Source organism: Dolichospermum planctonicum (assembly GCF_005402965.1).
In the GTDB taxonomy this organism is placed as follows: domain Bacteria; phylum Cyanobacteriota; class Cyanobacteriia; order Cyanobacteriales; family Nostocaceae; genus Dolichospermum; species Dolichospermum planctonicum.
The window spans coordinates 57,695-77,386 of sequence record NZ_BJCF01000003.1 but is presented as its reverse complement, the minus strand read 5'-3'; the positions used below and the strand labels follow the sequence as shown (position 1 = coordinate 77,386).

Genomic DNA, 19,692 nt, shown 5'->3' with positions numbered 1-19,692 from the left:
CTAGGTTAAATGAATACAGCAGTTTCCGATATTATAATGATAAAACTCTTGTGGTGCGGGCATCTTGCCCGCACAAGGTGTACCTCATAAAAATGAAATCTGCTGTATGATCTTGTTGGGTTTCGTCAACCCAACCTAGGTTAAATGAATACAGCAGTTTCCGATATTATAATGATAAAACTCTTGTGGTGCGGGCATCTTGCCCGCACAAAGTGTACCTCATAAAAATGAAATCTGCTGTATGATCTTGTTGGGTTTCGTCAACCCAACTTAGGTTAAATGAATACAGCAGTTTCCGATATTATGAAGTACAGATATTAATGATAAAACTCTTGTGGTGCGGGCATCTTGCCCGCACAAAGTGTACCTCATAAAAATGAAATCTGCTGTATGATCTTGTTGGGTTTCGTCAACCCAACCTAGGTTAAATGAATACAGCAGTTTTCGATATTATAATGATAAAACTCTTGTGGTGCGGGCATCTTGCCCGCACAAAGTGTACCTCATAAAAATGAAATCTGCTGTATGATGTTGTTGGGTTTCGTCAACCCAACCTAGGTTAAATGAATACAGCAGTTTCCGATATTATGAAGTACAGATATTAATGATAAAACTCTTGTGGTGCGGGCATCTTGCCCGCACAAAGTGTACCTCATAAAAATGAAATCTGCTGTATGATGTTGTTGGGTTTCGTCAACCCAACCTACATTAAATGAATATTTCTGGTGTAAAACTCCCATGTAAACCGTAGGGAATATGATGTTTTAGACCTAGTTTTGCAATTCTACCTTTTGCCAAATTCTGGGCATCTAAAATCACTATCTCTGAACGATGATTTTCTGCATTGTAAACTACAACTATAATCCAACCATCATCTTCTTGTTGAGAATGTGCGCGAGGAACAAAAATTGGTTCTCCTACAAATCCTCGCGGTGCTGTACTCCAAAGTTGTTTTGTTCCTGATTCTAAATCTACCTTAAAAATGGCTTGTAATGGTGCATTCAATGTTGATTGATGAGCCGCAGCACTGTATAAATAACGGTATGGTTTACCTACGTGACGTGGGTGCATAGCGGGAAATTCAGTGGTACGAGTATCTATTAACTGATTTTGGACTTGATTCTCTAATAAATTGAGATGAAATCTCCATATTTGGGGGGGTGAATTTTTATCAAAATCAGTTTTTCGATAATCGCTATTGGGTTCAACTTCCATTAATGATTCATAACAAATAGAATCAACGATAATTTCATTTTCTAGTTCAAAAGCATTAACATGATGGAAAATGAAACCTGCTTTGGTCTCTAAAATTTTGACTTTTTCCATGGGTGCTTTTGTGGTGCGAGGAATAATGATGATTTTTGTGGGTTGATTTTTTTCAACTTTAATACATTCGGCTGCACCACAGATTCCTAAAGCAAAAGGTATGGGGTTAAATTTAACGGGATTTTGGAAAAAGATACAGTAATTTTCTGTAATTACAAAATCATGAATAAAACAAAAACCAGGAACTTGATGATTTTTTTTGCTGGTAACTTCTCCCTTTGTATTCAATTCAAAGATGGTAATTGTGGTTGATAATCCCGGTTTTATGGCAAAGTTAACTAATATCCCACGGGGATCAATTCGTGGGTGGGCGCTAAAGGCTTCTCCCTTGGACAAGACACCGTTAAAATATTCATTTCCTAAGGTTTCTAAGGTGTGAGGATTGAGTAAATAGGGTTCAGCTGCTTCCCATAATGCTAGGAGTTTTTTACCCCAATAAATAACGTTGGTATTGGCAATATTTTTGAGTTTAAAATCGAAAATATTAGCTAACCAACCACCGGGTTTTTGTGTGCCGAAAACCCCCCGATAAAGAATTTTTTTTGCTTTTTGTTCTGCTAAATAACCTGCTGTTTGTACAAATCGGTTACGAAAATGAGCGCGGCCATTGATAAATGTAATGCGGCTGATCATCCCGTCACCATCAAAAGGATGGTGTAATCTTTCTCCATTTATATCTAATAAACCTGATCCATTTCTAAATAATGTTCCTGCTAATTCTGGGGGTATTTCTCCTTCAATATCATCAATCCAATAGTCATATTCTTCGGGAAGGGATTCATATCCACCTTGCCAATCTTTGATGGTATAGGATTTTTCTAGAACTTGGTTATCTTGTTGGTGATCTTGGGTTTCTAATGTTTGCATTTTTTTGGTTGACTGTCCTGAAAGACTATAAAGACTATATTGATGAACTATCATCAATTTCTATTGTACCATCTGGTAGCCAATTAATGAAAAATATGGGAATTAGAGAACTCAAGTTAGTAATGATGATTAGTAACCATAATAAATCAAATTGATTTTCTGTGATTCCTAACCATTTCATCATCATAGACCCTAACCAATAGGAAACTGTTCCTCCTAAATTAAATATAGACATTATTAAAGCAAAAAATGTGGCTTCTATGCCGGGAGGACAAAGCTTTGTTGCCAAGACTAGGACGGGCATAAATACAATTTGTCCAATCACGGTAATAACTAAATTATCACCTAAACTAAACCAATGATCATTTATTCCTAAAAGTCTGTTGGTATGAGTTACTAATAATAAGGTTGTCATTCCTAAAGCGGTGGATATAAGAATACCCCAAGTAAAGATAATTTTAAAGGAGATAGTTTTAAAGTAACGCTGAAAAGCCCACACTCCGACTAAAGAAGCAAAACTTGTGACTAATCTCACTCGTCCTAAAAATTCTGGTTGAAATTGTAGTTCGTTGGTTGTAAAATAGAAAAAAGCTGATTCGGCATTTGGTGTAGCGTGCCAAACAAATATAAATACTGTTGGTAGTAAAACTGCTTTTTTTGTGATTGCTTGACGTATTTGTATTAATTGATATTTAATATGATCATAATTGCTTTTTTGATCATCTTTGTGCAGGGGTTTTTCTGTAATTAACCAAGCGACAAATGAGGTAATTATAGGAAATAATGCCGTGATTAAAAATACTGTACGAGTGGTAAAGTATTCTAAAAGTAGGCCGCTAAAGTAAGCTGTACATAAGCTACCAATGGCTGAAATAGCCCAGCAAAGAGATTGTAAAGAACCTAATTTTTCTGCTGATTCTGATCTGGCTCTTTCCACTACTATGGAATCAACTATCACATCACTAAGAGCAACGGAAAAAGAAGAAAGGAGAATCATCATTGTTGCAATTGAGCCACTATTAACTATTGTTCCTAAACTCAACCAAGCTGCACTACCGATAATTCCCGATAGGAATATATAAGTTTTTCTATGGTAGCCAAATAATGGTAAAATATCAGCAATAAAACCATATAATGGTTTAATCATCCAAGGTATGGTACTGATACCGATAATTGCGGACATTTGTACGGGACTTAATAACAATTCATCTTTGAGAAAAAAGCTAACAGCTAACCGGGATAACATTAATATCCCTTGGACAAAATATATAGTCAGAATTGCAATTAACTCAGGAGTAAGTTTATTTCCTAAAAGAATTTGCTCAATTAGTGAATCTTTAAGTTTTGGCAATTTGGCAGCTTCATTTAACATTGAAATCAATATTTTTTAATTTTCATTTACTTTTATATCATATCGAGATATTCAAAATATTCAATCAAAATATTCAATCAAAATATTGTCTAAATTGACTTCAATTCCATTCTACAAATCTCAGAGCATATTTGCCAGGTTATAAACTTTATCAAAAGCCTTTTTCCTACCCTTCCTTTACCTCTTGGTTGTCACAAAGCAGACTTTTTGCTTCTCTTCCCAAGCAAGCAGGGCGTTTTCATTCTCGGAGGTAAAGAAGAAAAGAATAGTGATCTTTTCTTGAGAAAATCAAAAAGAGATCAGCGATCACCTAACGAAAAAAATAATTACTTTATACAGACAATTGGGTATTTTGGAAAAATAAGTGTTAATACAGCACTTCCTGATGTTATGAGGTACAAGAACCCCACCCCCAACCCCCTCCCCGCAAGCGAGGAGGGGGCTTAAGATGTACTTCATAAGAGCGGAAACCCCTGTATTGATGAGAATCTTTGGTTAAAAAGTGTTGCTTTAAAATGGGAATATAAAGATCCAGCAGACTGAATTATTGTGGCTTTAGCAGATCAATATTATGCTCCTATTATTACCAAAGATCAAAAAATTAATCCAGATTTCTAAGCTTGTTGTTGGGTTAAGGCAATGATTGTCTCTACTGTAAAATCAGAAATGTTATCTAAAGTAGGAAGTTGATCATTTCCTGCATAAATTAGGGGTAATTCCTGTTTTTCCCAAACCCAAATTTGTCGGCGTTGAATGTCAATTAACCAGGCGAGTAGAGTTCCGTTACTTAGGCAATGCAAAATTTTACTTTGTAAATCTAACATACTTTGATTGGGAGAGCGAATTTCAATTAGCCAGTCGGGTGAACCTTGAAAGGGTCCATCTTCATCGGAAAGTCGATCCCGTTGAATGATAGCAATATCAGGAACAGGAGAAAAGGGCGGAACAATGCAACGGAGTTCTTGAATGGCTTCGTAGGATTGGGTTCGGTTGTTAATTTGGTTAACTAGGTTACGTTGAAGACGCGAATGAAAAAGGGTGGGCATCGGTTTCTGTTGGGCTTTCTCTTGAATAAACTCCCAAGCGGGTGAGCTTTCAATGTTGGGTTGTTGGAGAAAGGTTTCTAGATTGTTTAAGGTATTAGTACGAGGAGGAGATTGCATTGTAAATTTATGATTTACTGATAGTTAATTTACAAATCATTTTTCGGCGATCGCCTTATAACTTTAGCCGATCTGTCGGGTGAAAAGTAGCCATCTTTATGTTGCGTTATATTATGTTGCCTTACATCCCACATTCTGCACCCGACAGGGGCAGCGATCGCACTTTTTGGTAGGGTGTGTTAGCGCAGCGTAACGCACCGATACCTCCCATACTTATGTTGCGTTACATTTCATTAACGCACCCGACAAGATCGGCGATCGCACTGTTTCTCATTTTGTTTTGTTACGCAAAGCCTCATTCTCAGAAAGCTTCGCTTCTATCAAATCTTTCTTCAGATTTCCCCACTCTACTGTATTAGAATTTGCGGGATTCGGGATGAACTGACCTACTAGAATGTCAACACCAGTAGAATCCTTGAGCCATAACCCCGATCCTTCAGGAACATTCATACGGCCTATATGATACTCTTGGTTAATCGTACCAAATGCGGTTTGTAATCTAGAGCTAGGCTTTGTCATACCCATATTTGTTAGCGGATCTTCCTTATTCTTCTTCTGGTCAGCCGTCAGTGTTGTCAACATACCCTGATCGACCTTGGCTCTGGCAATAAATTGAGTCAGAATCTCAATCTTTTTGGACAAGGAAGTAAGCATCTGGCCTGAATCCTTCGCTCCAGCTTTTTCTGCTAGTGTTTGCAATAAAACTGGATCACCAATAGTTGTTTGGATATCTAATAGCTTGTTCTCAGCCCAACTTTTGACGTTGCCGTGAACTGGTACTTTAACGTCAGCTAATTTATTCTCAGGAATTGCTATTTTCATATAAAAGACATTTGGCACAGCTTTAAGCGTCCGTCCTTTATCATCAGCAGCAGTATCATAGACATATGAGCTATGAGCATCTGCTTTTGCCATTGTTCCATCCGCCTTCAAAGTGCCTGCTTGATAACCTCCATAGTCAAGCCCAAAATTGGCAGTAGCTTCTTCCCCAGTAAGTCCTTGATCGTAGTTCTTCTCATGGGCAACTGACCCGCCCACTAATGTCCCCTGTTTATGATTCTGCTTGATTTCCAAAATAGTTTGGATTGTTGAGTCGGGAATGATTTTGTTGATTGTCATGCCAGGCAGTATGTATGACATAAACTTTGAGTTGACAACGATGAGATTCCACATCTGTTCATCTTGAAGATCTTGCCCGCCATTTGCTAACTCTAGTACGCTCGCCGAAGCAGTATCATCGTATTTGGTCAGTCTGACTAGATTCATTAAAGTCTGCGACATTACTTCAGGTGCTGCTTGACCTTCACCTGCTGTAAAATTATTAACATTTTCATTTCTTCCGTCCCCTCCTCGCGCAAGTTCCTCTGCCATCCCTTGACCATGCTTCTTACCAGCTACGAGTTTTTGCTGACTAGCTTTTGAGCCAATGTGTTTTTCTAACATAGCGATTACACTGGGATCAAATTTTCGCTGTAAGGATTGTGTGAATGCAGAGTTCGTATTAATTGATGTGGAGTTCTGTTCTACTTGACGCTGTACTGCTCCACCATTTTGCTGCACCACATGGGTCAACTCATGGGCAATCAGTTCCTGCCCACCCCGACTTCTTGGCTGATATTCCCCCCGCTTAAAAAACAAATCCTGTCCGATTGTAAACGCCCGCGCTCCCACCGACTGGTTCAACGCATCCGCAGGTCCATCGGTATGCACCCGCACCCCACTAAAATCCGACCCCATCGCCTCACCCATTTTCCTCTGCAACTCAGGGACTAACGGTTGCCCTCCCCCCCGCGCACGATTGATTTCCGATTCCAGACTTGTTGATACTTCCCCTCCCGCGCTCATCTCTTTTCCTTGGATAGGAGCGATTACTTTCTTCTGTAATTCATCCTGCTCTTGCTGACGTTGGACAGAAGACCTTTGGGCTGATGAATTAGAAACGGGAGCATGAATTTGTTGCACCACCTGAGCCGCCACCTGATCCGCCTCCTGCTCATAGCGGTCATTCGCTTCACCAACCACCATCTTTGCCTGCATGGGAGCTAAGGAATGGGATAAACCGCGAAAACTCGGTTTCCCTTGGATCATTGACTGAATTTGACCCGATTGAGAAAAACCTGACGTGATTTGTTGCCTAAATGCTGCACTGGCTGCCCGACTGCCATAAACTTCCTGAAACTCATTAATCGGATCACGGACAGAAGCACGAGAAGCAACATTCGATACAGCTTGCTCTGCTTTAGATAGAGAATGCTTGTGAAGTCTCGTTTGCACCATGACTCTTTTCTCCCGTTATCTCAAAAAATTGATAAAAGCTGAATAATGTCCCTGATTTTAGCATTAAACTACTCAACAGCAGTTAAAATCTCAATATCTTAACCCAAATTAATGCTTCCCCATCTTATCCCCCTCCTGCAATGGTTAGACCAAAAACTTGAAACCGCGATCGCCAATCTGGATGACGCAGAAAAAACCGTTAACCCCTATCATGACCTGTTACAAATCACCCCAGAAACCGCCGAAAAAATAGTAGGAAAAACTCTGGATCAATCGTCTTTCGTAACAGAAGATAACCCGAATTTAGCGATCGCTGTTATTGCTGACACTCCCTTACATTGGCTACAAAAAACCTATCAATTAGATGATATTGAAATTAAAATCATGGCGATCGCTTTGGCGGTTGAACTCGATCGCAATTATGAAAAACTCTATGCCTATCTCCAGGACGATGTGCGAGCCAAAAGACCGACGGTTGATCTGGCTCTTAACTTAATTTGTGCGAATATTCCCGAAAAACTCACCTATCGCCGCTATTTCCAGCCGGACTCTACCCTCATACGCCATCGCCTGTTGCAACTCGTTTCCCCTGTTGACCATAGTTCCCTACTCGCCCAGGAATTACATCTAGACCCGCAAATTACTCAATATTTATTAGAAATCCCTGGGCTAGATGCTCGATTTAAAGATTACGCCCATATTATTGAACCTCAAACCGAATTTACTGCCCTAAAAAGTCCCCCAGGCTTACTCCGACTCATCCAAGACCATTGGCAAGCAAGCAAACCTCTAAAACTCTATTTTCAGGGTGGAGATTCCCTAGAAAAACAAACCCTGGTTCAATCCCTAGCCAATCAGATCAAAGCTTCCTTACTGATCGTTGATTTGCCAAAAATGATGGCGGCAAAAGTCAATCAAGAAACGGCTTTGTTTCTGCTATGGCGACAGGCTCAACTGCAACAAACCTGGCTTTATTTAGCGAATATCGATCCACTTTTTCAAAATACTGAAAATATCGCCTTTCAAGGTCTTTGTAGAGCATTAAGGGATTATCCCAGCCTGGTGATTTTGTCGGGAGAAATGCCTTTTCCCAGTAGTCCCTATCCCTTGGGTTTATTAACGATTCCCTTTACTCTGCCTGATTTTGAACAACGGCGGGATTGTTGGTTATCCCATTTAACGCCCCTGGGTATAATGTTAAACCCTGCCGAACTGGACTCTTTGAGCGATCGCTTTCGTCTCTATTCCCATCAGATCAGGAATGCGGTAGCAATGGCTAGTCAACAGATGCTCTGGGAAGGTTATCAAGACAAGGAATCTCAGGGGAAGGAGAAGCCTAAATCGAGTTATCTATTTGCGGCTGCGCGTGCGGAATCTGGGTATGCTCTGATTACCCTAGCCCGGAAAATTGAGCCAAAGTATGGCTGGGAGGATATTATTCTTGAGTCTAACCCCGCTCATCAACTCCGAGAACTTTGTAATCAAGCCAAACAGCATCATTTTGTCATGGAAACCTGGCAGTTTGGTGAGAGATTATCCCTGGGTAAAGGGTTAAATGCCTTATTTTCAGGTGCGCCAGGGACGGGAAAAACCATGGCAGCGGAAGTAATTGCCCAGGATTTACAGTTAGACTTATATAAAATTGATCTGTCTCAAATTGTTAGTAAGTATATTGGCGATACGGAAAAAAATCTTAGTCAGGTATTTGATGCGGCCACTAATTCTAACGCTATTCTGTTGTTTGATGAGGCTGATGCCCTGTTTGGTAAGCGTTCTGAAGTCAAGGATGCCCGCGATCGCTATGCGAATATGGAGACGAGTTATTTGTTACAAAAAATGGAAGAGTATGCAGGAATTGCGATTTTAACGACTAATTTTCGCCATAATTTAGATGAGGCTTTTACACGCAGATTACGGTTTATTATTGAGTTTTCTTTACCGACTCAGGAGGAACGTCGTCGAATGTGGGAGCTTATGTTGCCGATGAATACGGCTATCTGTCAGGATTTAGATTTGGATTTTTTGGCTGGTCGTTTTGAGTTAACGGGGGCGGATATTCGCAATATTGCACTACGGGCGGCTTTTTTGGCAGCGGGGGATGAGAATCAGGACAACAGAGCGATCGCTATGAACCATATTATTAAGGCGATCCGTCTGGAATATCAGAAGCAAAACAAAATTTTAATGACGGGGGATTTAGGCGACTATGCCTAGATAAAGCTTTGTAGGATATACAGCAATTTCAGCTTGAGTGAGGTACACTTTATGCGGGCAAGATGCCCGCACCACAAGAGTTTTATCATTAATATCTGTACTTCATAATACCGGGAACTGCTCTAATATATTATGTCCTTTTTCTGTAAGAGATCTAATGACAAACTGCCCTATTTTCATCGTCAAAATAAACAATTTTAGTTAATAATTTCTACGGGAGTTTCTTGAACGGGTTCTAAGGTTTCATTAACTCTGTTAATTTCTTCTTCTAGGATTTGAATTGCTCCACTAATTCGCAGTAATGTATCCCGCAGATTGGACTGTTTACTTTCTAGTTCGGTCATCATTTTTTGACCCGATTCAAATTCGCTTTTGAGTTCGGTTAGGCGTTTTTCCAGTTGTTCTTTCATGGTGTTAGGTTGCTTTAACTTTGAGGTTGGTGGTCATAAATGTACCCGTCCCTGAATATTGGGGGGTAGCATCGGGGATTGGTCCGGCTGGTGTGGGTTGTTGGGCAGGAACAGCGACCTGGAATTTAGCGGTAAAAGTGGCTCCTTTGAGGAGGACGGGTTTACCGCCTGATTTGGTTTTCGTTGCTTTTTGGTTGCCCCCCAGAGATTGAATAGAAAGAATGCCCACACCAGGAATACTATATTGGGGGGTCATGTAGGGGCAACCAGGGACGATTACTGTTTTTTCGTCGCCATCAACACAAATCAGTTTACCGTTAATTTTACCTTTGCCTGTGCCGATTAAGTCCCCTGGGCGGACTGTAACAATTGCCTGTCCAAAGGTGGGATTAAACATGACTTTATCCCCTGTGATCAAGATAAAATCAGCCATTGGTTTCTATAATTCTAATTGTTCTGGTTTGATAAAGTAATGCCTTCTTTATGAATATTTCTTAGTAGAAGGCCAGAGCGATTTATAAATTGTTCTTTATCCATAAATAATTGATTGTTGACAGTGACAGTTTTCATAAAATTCAATAGCAATAGGTCTCGAGTTATTTATTACAAAAAATGGAATAGTATGAAGGAATTGCCATTTTAACTACTAATTTTTGCCATAATTTAGATCAGGCTTTTACTCGAAAATTACGGTAGTTTAATAATGAAAGCCAACACATAAAACGGTGGCATATTTTCATGGGATTGACCGGATCCATTATTTTGAATTGATATCCCAGTTGTTACTGAAGTAGTGTCTTTACTCATGGTCTCACCAGTACCACTGTCGCCTTTTGACAGTTCGCTGCTATAGTTTCCGTCATCAATTCCCGGAAGTTGTCTACTAGCTGTCCATCTATGGGAGTGCCCTGGATCTGTTATGCCATGATTGTGAGCGGGCATTTCTGCCACTGTCAAAGTATGACGTTCTACCCCACCAGTCATCCCTTTTGTGCGATTTGTTAGTCCATTACCCTGACCACTACCCAAAATAAATCGTCCCCGTAAATCAGGTCTGCCTGCTTGCCCATCACACAAAGCCCACCCCCCTGGAATACTGATTTCATCTCCAGACCACATGACAATCATTCCTGTAATGATGATCATGCGAGTGATATCTAATGTCGGAATGCGAGCAATATCTAGCACCCCAGCATTAATATTTGACGCATTAATATTACCTGTAATCGTACCAGTAACCCTTAAATTACCACTAACTTCTAATTTTTCGGATGGAGTTGTTGTGCCAATCCCGACATTGCCATTACTATTAATAACCATCCTATCATTATTATCAACCCGAAAACCAATGTATCCATCACCAGCTTTCTTATTGATCAGCGTATAAGTACCTGTACTATTTTGTAACAAGGCATAGCTGTTTAGACCTGCCTGACTGCTGTGCGAAAAACCAGCCCATCCAGATCCATGACCAAGATCACCTAAAAATACATTATTTACTTTTAAATTGCCAGCAAAAGAGGACGTTCCTGTCCCGTTTACAGTTAAAGAACCATCCGCTCCTGTCGTTAGTGCCATTCTTTCATTATTACCGTTATTATCTCGCCAAGAGTGTTTTCCATTAGCCGCGTAAAATAATGTCCCGCCATTTATGCCTAAACCATAGCCAGTCCATAGCTGAAGCTTCAGGTTATTGGTAATATCTGTATCTGAAAATTCAATTTTTTGATTTCCTGGTACAGTTATTTTGTTACCTGCTGTCAGACTGCCAGTAACTTTTAAATTGCCACTAACTTCTAGTTTTTCTGATGGGGTTACTGTACCAATGCCGACATTGCCACTTGGTTTAAGTCTCATAATTTCTGTACCGTTTGCAGCCCCTCCAGACAGTACATTAATAAATCGCAAATCATCTTGTGGATCATCTCCCCAAGCAATAACAGCATCTTCTCGGTTTGATCCTTCATCTTTTAAACCAATAAAAAGATTATCACTATCCGAAAGAATACTTATGCCTCGCGTCATCCAATCACGCGTTCCCCCAGTAGCATCCTGACCAATTTTCAAGACATTTGTAACTGTTAAATTTCCTGAAATAGTTCCAGAAGTAATTTTATCTGCTGACAAATTAGGAATACGCTCAACAGCTAATACTCCAGAATTAATATTTGTCGCATCAATATTACCTGTAATTGTTCCCGTTACCGTTAAACTACCATTTAAAATCGCTACATTAGGATTATCATTCCCCCCTGATCGCAGAGTTAAATCATTGCCAGTCGCATTAGGCAAAAAGATGCCTGAATAATCACGAACAGTTAAATCTAACGTCAGAACATTATTAACAATAGAAATTTTAGCTAACTTCACACCATCATTGGGAGTTGTAGCCGCAAAACCAATGGTTGGGACTTCTTGCCAGCGAGTGAAGTCTTCTTGTTGTTTAACCTGTTTTTCTTCTTTATAACTAATATATAACTCTCCATTCGTCAGGGGAGCAAACTGAGAAAAAGAAGTATCCTTTTTCAGGATAATTAAATCTCCATTGCTATTAATACCAGATCCAGATTTTATTTGGACTTCTTGCTTATCCTTGATCACCTCTACTTCCAATCCTTCAACAAGGCCTGAAACATGAAGACTTTGCCGATGATATTTTTGGCGGTCAATTAGATATTTTTGTTCAACCTCAAAATCATCTTCTAATAAAAATTGACCAGGGAAATAGTTAGGGCGGGCATCAACAAAGTTGGTAAAATCGGTTTTTGATTTAGGCATGGCTTGACTCCTTAAAAATGAATTGTCAGAATAATTTAATTAATGGTTAAAGTTACTGAGTTCCTAAAATGGTAAAAACAGTGCCTTGTTTATCTGTGTTAATGATTTTTCCATCCTGATCTTGATAACAAATTTTTAAGATATCTTTAGCAGGAACAGCAGCTAGGTTTAAATCTTCTTCAAACAAGGTAAAAACTGCTGGAACTAGATTAATATTCATTTTAACACTAACACGAACTTTTCCGCTAGTCTCAACATTGTTAAGATTTTTAACTTTCAACTGTAACTTATCTGAAATATCGAGAAGTTGTGGGTAACTAAGCTGGCGTTTAATAGACATCTCCGAAAAAGAATCTAAAACCCTTAACCTGTCTAGTCCAAAACCTGATTTCCGGAGATATCTAATGGTCATTTTATTGCCTTGAACAACTGTTTCCGGCGTTAATAAATGATAGTTGGAATTTTCATCTTGAAAACGAAGAGCAATTTGGTTGATGATATTTTCTGTGATTGCTGGAGGTTGATTAATTTGTACCGTAGCCTCTAATTCAAAAATTTGAATTATGGGAGAGTCAAATAAAGTGAAATTATAGGGATTTGTCCAGAAAGACTTGGTAATCTGCATCCCAGAAAACTCAGGAGATTGGGCTTGTTTAAGAATGGTATTACCTCCAATAATATTACCTGATTTATCTTGACTACAAAGTTTGAGAACGGGTAATAGATTCAATGATTTTTCTAATAAGATAGTCTCTTTCTGATTACCATTAAGATCCATAAAAAGCGTTATTTTTAAACCTCCTACAAAAAGATTATCAGTTTGATTAGACAATATCACATTAAAACCTGCTAAATTATCTAAAAATTGTTGATAGGTTATTTTTTGTTTAACGTAAAAAGCCTGATTATCTGTAACAATTAAGGGAGAATAAGGAGTAATTTCAGTTGTATTTCCTTGAATTTTCACAACTAACTGCCTAGACAAATTAATAATTTTCTCTGGCGCGGTTTGCTGAGGAATAATCGCAACTTCTAATGTAAAATCTTGGGTTTGAAGGTCATTAAATAATTTAAAGGGATAGTTAACCTGCGATCGCCGGGTCAACTGCATTGTCGGCACAAGAATTTTCAGCGAATAAAAGGTATGGGCTGGTTTTTCTTGATCGATAATAGCTTTTGCAATCCTAGACTGTCGCCAATACTTTTCAGGATCGCGGTCATTTAACGTTAATTGAACCTGAAAATAATTCGGGAAATTATCAAATTGGTCAAAAATTTCAACCTTATCGCCAAAACCTGAATTGACTAGATAGAGCTTTAAAACCGAAGCCAAGCCTTCTTTTGTCCCTCTTATCCGATATAGTTTCACGATTTCCGTGATAAATGCTCGCTTAGTGCTAGGTTCCCAGTCATCTCGTAAACTTAAGGCCACCCAACCCGCTAACCAAGGCAAAAACTGCTCTGGCGTTTCTTGGGGATGAAAATAAGTCTCAATCCGATTAATAATCTCTTCTAATCCAGGGACATTTTTGCTATTTCCTTGAATGATTTTTTCATAACTGGGTAAATCCTTCACTCCCGAAAGAATCTTTTCAAAAGCCAATAAAAACCTACCCATAAAGGGATCTTCCTCAAGAATGGCAGGTAAATATTGCAGATAGCTACTGACTAAGTTAGACTTCTCTGGATTCATTGCCGATTTTCACCTCGATTGTAATTGTTGCAGTTTGCAAATTGATCAATTGGTCATCATCTAACCTAATTTCCCTAATTTCAGTGACGACCGTTTCAGATTTTTTTTCTGAGTTAACTATTTGAGTTTTTTCTTCTGGGTGAATAATTAATTTTTTTACATAATCTACCCCAGATAAATTATCCAACAGTTGATACAATTCTGATATATAAACATTGCGACCAAAGGGATAGCCCTTGCCCTGCCAATATTTTCCTGATTGCCGAGGATGAAAATAATATTTTAACGCTTCCTGAGCATTTTCTTTAACATCTTCTGGCTTGATGCCATCTTCAATCACTAATGTTGTTTCCAGATTAACTGATATATATTTGGGATTAACTAGATGAATACGGGTGGTTAATAACCTTCGCTGATCGAGAAATTTAAAGAGATTTGGATAGGCAGCAGTTTCTGTGCTGGTGATATGATCATCATCTTTAACAACAACTAGGGTAATATGACCTTTGGCGTTAGTTTGATTTTGATTCCTCAGAGGTAAACAATTAACCCTAGCGATAGATTCTGCTTTGGTAAAATCCTGTGAATTTTTCCACTCTTCAAGAATGAGTTTCTTGTAATCTTCTTCCGTGACAGCCCGATAGGTGTTTCTTAATTCTAATAAGGTTTTTCTAATTTCTAGCTGGAGTTGTTTCTGTTTTTCTTCAGTAGATTTGTTCGGTAAAGTCCATTGTTCTCCCTTTAATAAACTCACAAAACTAGCATAATTTTGATCGGGAATTTGATTAATTTGATAAAGGGTCATTTCTGTTAACCAAGCAAACAATTCAATTAGAATAATTCCCGTATCTGTTGGATTATGGTCAGTCCATTCAGGATATTCTAAGGGAATAAGCGCGATCGCCTCTTGCACCAAATCATCATAGCTCTGATCATCTAGATTAGGTAAGGGTAAATTCATAATTTAATTTCCTCCAGAGGATTGCAAATGAATAATATGATGCCCCGAAAATATTAATGAGTCGGCCGCTAGTTCAGGGGATTCGGGGTCGGGATTAATCTCCAATAAATCCACATGATCAACCCCAGAAATGGACTGAATGAGTGCGTAAAAATCAGACTTTTGGGGATAGCGTCCAAATCGCCAACCGTCTCCACTTCCACCCGTCAGGGGATGTAAAAAGGCTTCTAAACGCCGATTAATCGTCTCTCTGAGGCGATCTAATCCTTGGTAAGTCGTGGGTGTAATGGTGGCAGTTACAATGATTTCTTGCCATTGGGGAACGGTGACAGTTAGATCTAACATCGCCTCACAACGCGATTGGATATAGCCTTCGACTTTTTCTAATAAAGCTAAACTGGGATTGGGTTGACGTTCTTTACTATTAGGTAAAACTATTAATTTAACTTTTCCTGAATCCTGATTAATTGATAATAGCATTTTTTTAAATTCATCGGGGTTGGTAATTTGTGTCCTTTTACTGTTGATATAATCATTAAGTGTTATGTCTTTCTTGGTCGGATCTAACCACAAACCTCCATTTAATGCACTAAATTCTGGAGTCATTAAATCTGGTGTAATTAATTTAACTCTCTTCACATCCGTAGATGCCTCATAGGCTAAATCTTCTATATCTTGAAGGGTGACTGCGCGATTTCTGTGCCGTAATTTTTGCGGAACTCTTTCTTTGAGGCGTTCGAGCTTTTCTTGATTGGCCCCCCCAGCCGCCGCTTCTAAATTGACAACTCGATCAATATAGGGAACAGTGGTTTTAAGTTGATTGACTGATTGGGAAACGAGATTTCCCTGTTCACCACCGCCAGTACGATAAAAAGAAAGACGAATATTATTACGACCCCTGGGAGGAATCATCCCTGATTGTCCATCACCAAAGCTAATTTTTCCTGTCTGACGATCTAATAAATAATGGCGATCGCTCTCCGTTGAACTATAAAAATCGGGAACTTCTTGCCATGTTACCCAAATTTCTTCAATCTCTCCTAAATTATCTCGAATCACTGTCAATTTATCCGAATCAAATTGTTCAGGAATTTCATTTTCTCGAATTTCTAATTTTTCTCCGATTAAAATCGGTGAATAACCGGCAGTAAAAGTTTGGTGAGCTTCGTAATTACTTGAACCTAATATTTCTGCTTGGATCGTAGTTGCCTGAACTGCCCAGGTTGTATTGGTCAAAATTTTATTTAAACGAGGCTGAATCGAAAAATTTCCCCCTTGCCAACGGACTCTTAACCAGTATAAGTCCTGATTAAATATCATTGATTTGGTGAAATCGCTAGGAGCAATAAATTGAATTAAGCCTCTCTGAGAAAATGCTTTTGTTTGATCATTGACTCCCAAAGTTTGCCAACCCAGGGGGCTAAAATATTCCCAAATTAATTGAGGATTACTTCGAGAAATTGCTTGAGATAATTCTTGAGGAGATGGAGGATTTACCTGGGCATAAAGAGTAACCGTTTGATTGCCAAAAGGTTTATCAAACCCTAAATATAAACTAGGATTTTTATCAATAGTGGGGATAAATGGTCGAAAATGACAATCAATACGGGTATCTTTTAAGTATGTTTGACTGAGACTTGCCGCTAAAATAAGTTGCTTAGTTTGAGGATTGATATACTCGATTTGATGAATTTCTGGATTAGGCCGAGAGGGGAATGTTAAAAATTCTCCAACTGCCAAACCTTCAACTTGATTAATACTAACTCTCTGACTACCCTGATCTATTTTATCCGTTAATTTTATATCAAACTTTTTCGGATGGGAATAATGAAGATCATTATAGGCAAAATAAATCGCCTTTTCATTAAAATTAAAGTTATAGGTTAACTTAAGAGATTGGATGATCGGTGGGTCATAATTCGGAGGAACGGTTTCAGAGATGACATATCTTAAGAAAATTTTTGTTCCTTTTACTTTGGCTTGGGGATTAGTAACTAATGTTTCTAAGGTTAATTGGTTATTACTAAGACTTTGAATTTTATATTCTTCTCTTTTTTCACTATTATTTTCTAACCAGACTAATCGGATCATATCACCAGCTTTGAAAAAATCTGATGCTGTACCTACGATAGAAATCGTTTTATTATCATTAGTGACACTATCAACGATAGCCACCTCATTATAGATCGCATATTTTCTAATAGTGGAAGCTTGTCCATAAAGTCCTTGGGTAATTCTAGCGCGAATCCAGTAACGAGTTTCTCCATTAACTGTACTGGGTGAAGGAATTTGCTGGGGAAACTTTAATGTCGTAGTTATTGGACTATTTTTAATCAACTGAGGTGATGAATTCATCCACAATTGATTTTCACTTTGTGTTATCGCAATTTTTTTCCATTCTCCCTGTGCTTGTATTTCCCAGGTAATAGTTATATCAGCAGAGGCTAGATTGGAGTTATGGCTTAACTCAAAAGTCAATGTGATATTTGCGCCAGGTTTAACAAACCTATCATGTAAGGCAATATAAAAAGTATCATTTAATTTGGGTTCTTCTCCAAAGGGATAAAAATTCTTACTCTGATCTAAGGGGGTATCATTATATAAACAAACTTCAGGCATGAGATTTACTTGATTAATCTGTGTGCTACCTTGAATTTGATTAATAATGGGCAAATTCTCTACCCAAGAATTTAATTTTAATTTGGCTTGTAGCCATTTTCCTGATTTTCCATTAATTTCAGAGACAGAAGGAAGTTTAATATCAGCAAAATTTAAGATACACTGGCTGTCTTTAATCGTTAAGTTAGGACGAGAAAGATTTTGCCACTCTAGACCATTCCAATAAGACCAATCTAAAGATAAATTTAAATCCGCCATACTTTGGGGATTATTTGTTTCTATAGTCAGGCTTAAATTAGATAATTCAGGCAAATTAAATATTTCATGACAAGTTATATAAAGAGAATGCTGAATCGGGCGATCGCCTGAAAAAACCAGAAAAGATTGATCTTCTTTTCCTGTGACAAATAAGGTATAGTCACCATATTTATCTTGATTGGGTTCTCGTACAAATACCGCTTTTAATTGAGCAGTGGTAACAATAAGTTCCTGCTCAGTTTCAAAAATAATTTCCTCATCATTGCCTTCCAGGGGAGGTGCAGAAATTTGGGTATAGGCAGGAACAAATGCCCCCACTGGACTGGCTTCGGCTAAATAAAAAGTTAAGGGAACTTTTGCGGGTTGAGGCGGCTGTAATTGTCCGCCAATTAAATCGAGAAAGGCCAGAAAATTTTTCTCAGGGACTTGATTGAGGCGATCGCTAATTTTTGTTACCATACGACCAAAAATGCGAATTAAAGCTCGACCCACATCCATTTGCCCTAGGGGAGGGGCTTTCCATCCCTGTTCAAGACTCGAAGTAAACTCTTGAACAAAGGCTTCTGTTTGTTGGACAATCTCTTCATAGGTACGTTGGTCAATTTTAGGCGGTAAAGAAGTCATATTTAATCCTCCGTAGTAGGTTTAGAATAGAGAAATAGTTGTTATTGATCTAAGTAAAATGGATAAACTAAATTAAAAATATTGTTAGTAGTGCGAACCTGATAGTTTATTTGGATCAAAATAACATGAGGTTGACTCGCATCAGGAATGGTATCAACATCTAAAACATCAATACGAGGTTCCCACTCAATTAAGGCCTCTCTCACATCGCTGACGATTTGACCGATGGTTCCGAGATTATTGGGAGAAAATACCCTTTCATAGATACCGCAACCAAAATTAGGACGCATTACCCGTTCTCCCTTAGCTGTACGGAGAATCATGATCATAGATTGACGAACTGAATCCTCATATTTTTGGGTTTTAATTTGACCTTTTTCATCAATCTTCACCGGGCTTGTCCAACCCACTCCTAAAAAATCAATATCCATTACATCACCTCCAGGGAATTATTATTAATTTTTACACCTGCTGAGCACTTAATACCTAAGCCCGAGGACGCTTCCAGTGCGTACTTAGATTTAGCTTTTATAGTACAATCTTTTCCCGTTTCCAATTGATAATTTTCCTGGGTTTTAATTGATAAGTTCTTACATTCTATCGAAACATCGTCATCACTACTTTTTAAGATAATTTTTCCGCCTGTTTCTATGGTTAAATCTTTTTCCACCTTGATATTCATCGTATTTTCTTTGGAATCAATAATAATTTGATTCTTCCCTGTTTTATCTTGAATAATAATTTTCTCTTCTCCCTCAGTGTCATCTAGGATAATAGTGTGACCACTGCGCGACTTAATCATTCTTTTATTATTTTTTCCATCTTCATTCACTTCAGGTGGCGTATCTTTACCATTCCATAATGAACCAAGAATGTAGGGAAAATTCATATCACCATGCTCGAAAGCCACTAAAACTTCGTCGTCAACTTCGGGCAACAAAAATAAACCCCGATCTTTCCCTGCCATTGGACTAAGGACCCTAGACCAATCACTTTCATCATTTTCTGATAACCAAGGGAACTTAACCTTAACTCGACCCATTTTTTTAGGATCTTGATTATTGGTGACGATCGCAATAGTCACACCATAAAATTTATGATTTTGTTCCTTTGCCATTAATAAGTCCATT

General features: G+C 38.5%; 13 protein-coding genes. 1 reads left to right on the top strand and 12 read right to left on the bottom strand.

Features of this window, described 5'->3' with window-relative positions:
* Positions 1–708: 708 nt before the first annotated feature.
* The 4 genes from FFO06_RS02360 to FFO06_RS02345 all read right to left on the bottom strand — a co-directional run bounded on the left by FFO06_RS02360 (position 709) and on the right by FFO06_RS02345 (position 7,005).
* Positions 709–2,193: a carotenoid oxygenase family protein gene (locus FFO06_RS02360; protein ID WP_137906597.1), complete on the bottom strand. Its 1,485-nt coding sequence runs from the start codon at positions 2,191–2,193 to the stop codon at positions 709–711.
* A gap of 34 nt (positions 2,194–2,227) precedes the next feature.
* Positions 2,228–3,565 carry a folate/biopterin family MFS transporter gene (locus FFO06_RS02355; RefSeq protein ID WP_137906596.1) on the bottom strand — a complete coding sequence of 446 codons (1,338 nt, stop codon included), beginning with the start codon at positions 3,563–3,565 and terminating at the stop codon, positions 2,228–2,230.
* A 614-nt stretch (positions 3,566–4,179) separates the two neighbouring features.
* On the bottom strand, positions 4,180–4,728 hold the full coding sequence (locus FFO06_RS02350; protein WP_137906595.1) for a Uma2 family endonuclease: 549 nt from the start codon (positions 4,726–4,728) through the stop codon (positions 4,180–4,182).
* Between the two features lie 270 nt (positions 4,729–4,998).
* Positions 4,999–7,005: an eCIS core domain-containing protein gene (locus FFO06_RS02345; RefSeq protein WP_137906594.1), complete on the bottom strand. Its 2,007-nt coding sequence runs from the start codon at positions 7,003–7,005 to the stop codon at positions 4,999–5,001.
* A gap of 111 nt (positions 7,006–7,116) precedes the next feature.
* Between FFO06_RS02345 and FFO06_RS02340 the strand changes: the two genes are divergently transcribed.
* The gene (locus tag FFO06_RS02340; RefSeq protein ID WP_137906593.1) at positions 7,117–9,219 is read left to right on the top strand and encodes an ATP-binding protein; all 2,103 of its coding nucleotides are present in this window, start codon (positions 7,117–7,119) and stop codon (positions 9,217–9,219) included.
* Positions 9,220–9,416: 197 nt separating this feature from the next.
* On the opposite strand, the gene FFO06_RS02335 is transcribed toward FFO06_RS02340, so the two are convergent.
* From FFO06_RS02335 to FFO06_RS02300, 8 genes are all read right to left on the bottom strand, one after another.
* Positions 9,417–9,629, bottom strand: a complete 213-nt coding sequence (locus tag FFO06_RS02335) for a hypothetical protein (protein ID WP_137906592.1) — start codon at positions 9,627–9,629, stop codon at positions 9,417–9,419.
* 4 nt (positions 9,630–9,633) lie between these two features.
* Entirely contained in the window at positions 9,634–10,062 is a 429-nt protein-coding gene (locus tag FFO06_RS02330; protein WP_137906591.1) for a contractile injection system spike tip protein, read from the bottom strand.
* Positions 10,063–10,316: 254 nt separating this feature from the next.
* Positions 10,317–12,407: a hypothetical protein gene (locus tag FFO06_RS02325; protein ID WP_137906590.1), complete on the bottom strand. Its 2,091-nt coding sequence runs from the start codon at positions 12,405–12,407 to the stop codon at positions 10,317–10,319.
* Between the two features lie 52 nt (positions 12,408–12,459).
* Positions 12,460–14,100, bottom strand: coding sequence for a phage tail protein (locus FFO06_RS02320; protein WP_137906589.1), 1,641 nt, complete (start codon positions 14,098–14,100; stop codon positions 12,460–12,462).
* The gene (locus tag FFO06_RS02315) at positions 14,081–15,061 is read right to left on the bottom strand and encodes a baseplate J/gp47 family protein (protein ID WP_137906588.1); all 981 of its coding nucleotides are present in this window, start codon (positions 15,059–15,061) and stop codon (positions 14,081–14,083) included. The genes FFO06_RS02320 and FFO06_RS02315 overlap by 20 nt, the downstream gene beginning before the upstream one ends.
* Positions 15,062–15,064: 3 nt before the next feature.
* The gene (locus FFO06_RS02310) at positions 15,065–18,562 is read right to left on the bottom strand and encodes a baseplate J/gp47 family protein (RefSeq protein WP_137906587.1); all 3,498 of its coding nucleotides are present in this window, start codon (positions 18,560–18,562) and stop codon (positions 15,065–15,067) included.
* Positions 18,563–18,603: 41 nt separating this feature from the next.
* Entirely contained in the window at positions 18,604–18,993 is a 390-nt protein-coding gene (locus FFO06_RS02305; RefSeq protein ID WP_137906586.1) for a GPW/gp25 family protein, read from the bottom strand.
* On the bottom strand, positions 18,993–19,691 hold the full coding sequence (locus tag FFO06_RS02300; protein WP_236097050.1) for a phage baseplate assembly protein V: 699 nt from the start codon (positions 19,689–19,691) through the stop codon (positions 18,993–18,995). The genes FFO06_RS02305 and FFO06_RS02300 overlap by 1 nt, the downstream gene beginning before the upstream one ends.
* Between the last annotated feature and the right edge of the window lies 1 nt (position 19,692).

What these genes read in the sequence shown, in the direction of transcription:
- FFO06_RS02335 (WP_137906592.1), bottom strand. Translation starts at nt 9,629, where the DNA reads ATGAAAGAACAACTGGAAAAACGCCTAACCGAACTCAAAAGCGAATTT.
- FFO06_RS02350 (WP_137906595.1), bottom strand. Translation starts at nt 4,728, where the DNA reads ATGCAATCTCCTCCTCGTACTAATACCTTAAACAATCTAGAAACCTTT.
- FFO06_RS02325 (WP_137906590.1), bottom strand. Translation starts at nt 12,407, where the DNA reads ATGCCTAAATCAAAAACCGATTTTACCAACTTTGTTGATGCCCGCCCT.
- FFO06_RS02340 (WP_137906593.1), top strand. Translation starts at nt 7,117, where the DNA reads ATGCTTCCCCATCTTATCCCCCTCCTGCAATGGTTAGACCAAAAACTT.
- FFO06_RS02345 (WP_137906594.1), bottom strand. Translation starts at nt 7,005, where the DNA reads ATGGTGCAAACGAGACTTCACAAGCATTCTCTATCTAAAGCAGAGCAA.
- FFO06_RS02305 (WP_137906586.1), bottom strand. Translation starts at nt 18,993, where the DNA reads ATGGATATTGATTTTTTAGGAGTGGGTTGGACAAGCCCGGTGAAGATT.
- FFO06_RS02355 (WP_137906596.1), bottom strand. Translation starts at nt 3,565, where the DNA reads ATGTTAAATGAAGCTGCCAAATTGCCAAAACTTAAAGATTCACTAATT.
- FFO06_RS02300 (WP_236097050.1), bottom strand. Translation starts at nt 19,691, where the DNA reads ATGGACTTATTAATGGCAAAGGAACAAAATCATAAATTTTATGGTGTG.
- FFO06_RS02330 (WP_137906591.1), bottom strand. Translation starts at nt 10,062, where the DNA reads ATGGCTGATTTTATCTTGATCACAGGGGATAAAGTCATGTTTAATCCC.
- FFO06_RS02360 (WP_137906597.1), bottom strand. Translation starts at nt 2,193, where the DNA reads ATGCAAACATTAGAAACCCAAGATCACCAACAAGATAACCAAGTTCTA.
- FFO06_RS02320 (WP_137906589.1), bottom strand. Translation starts at nt 14,100, where the DNA reads ATGAATCCAGAGAAGTCTAACTTAGTCAGTAGCTATCTGCAATATTTA.
- FFO06_RS02315 (WP_137906588.1), bottom strand. Translation starts at nt 15,061, where the DNA reads ATGAATTTACCCTTACCTAATCTAGATGATCAGAGCTATGATGATTTG.
- FFO06_RS02310 (WP_137906587.1), bottom strand. Translation starts at nt 18,562, where the DNA reads ATGACTTCTTTACCGCCTAAAATTGACCAACGTACCTATGAAGAGATT.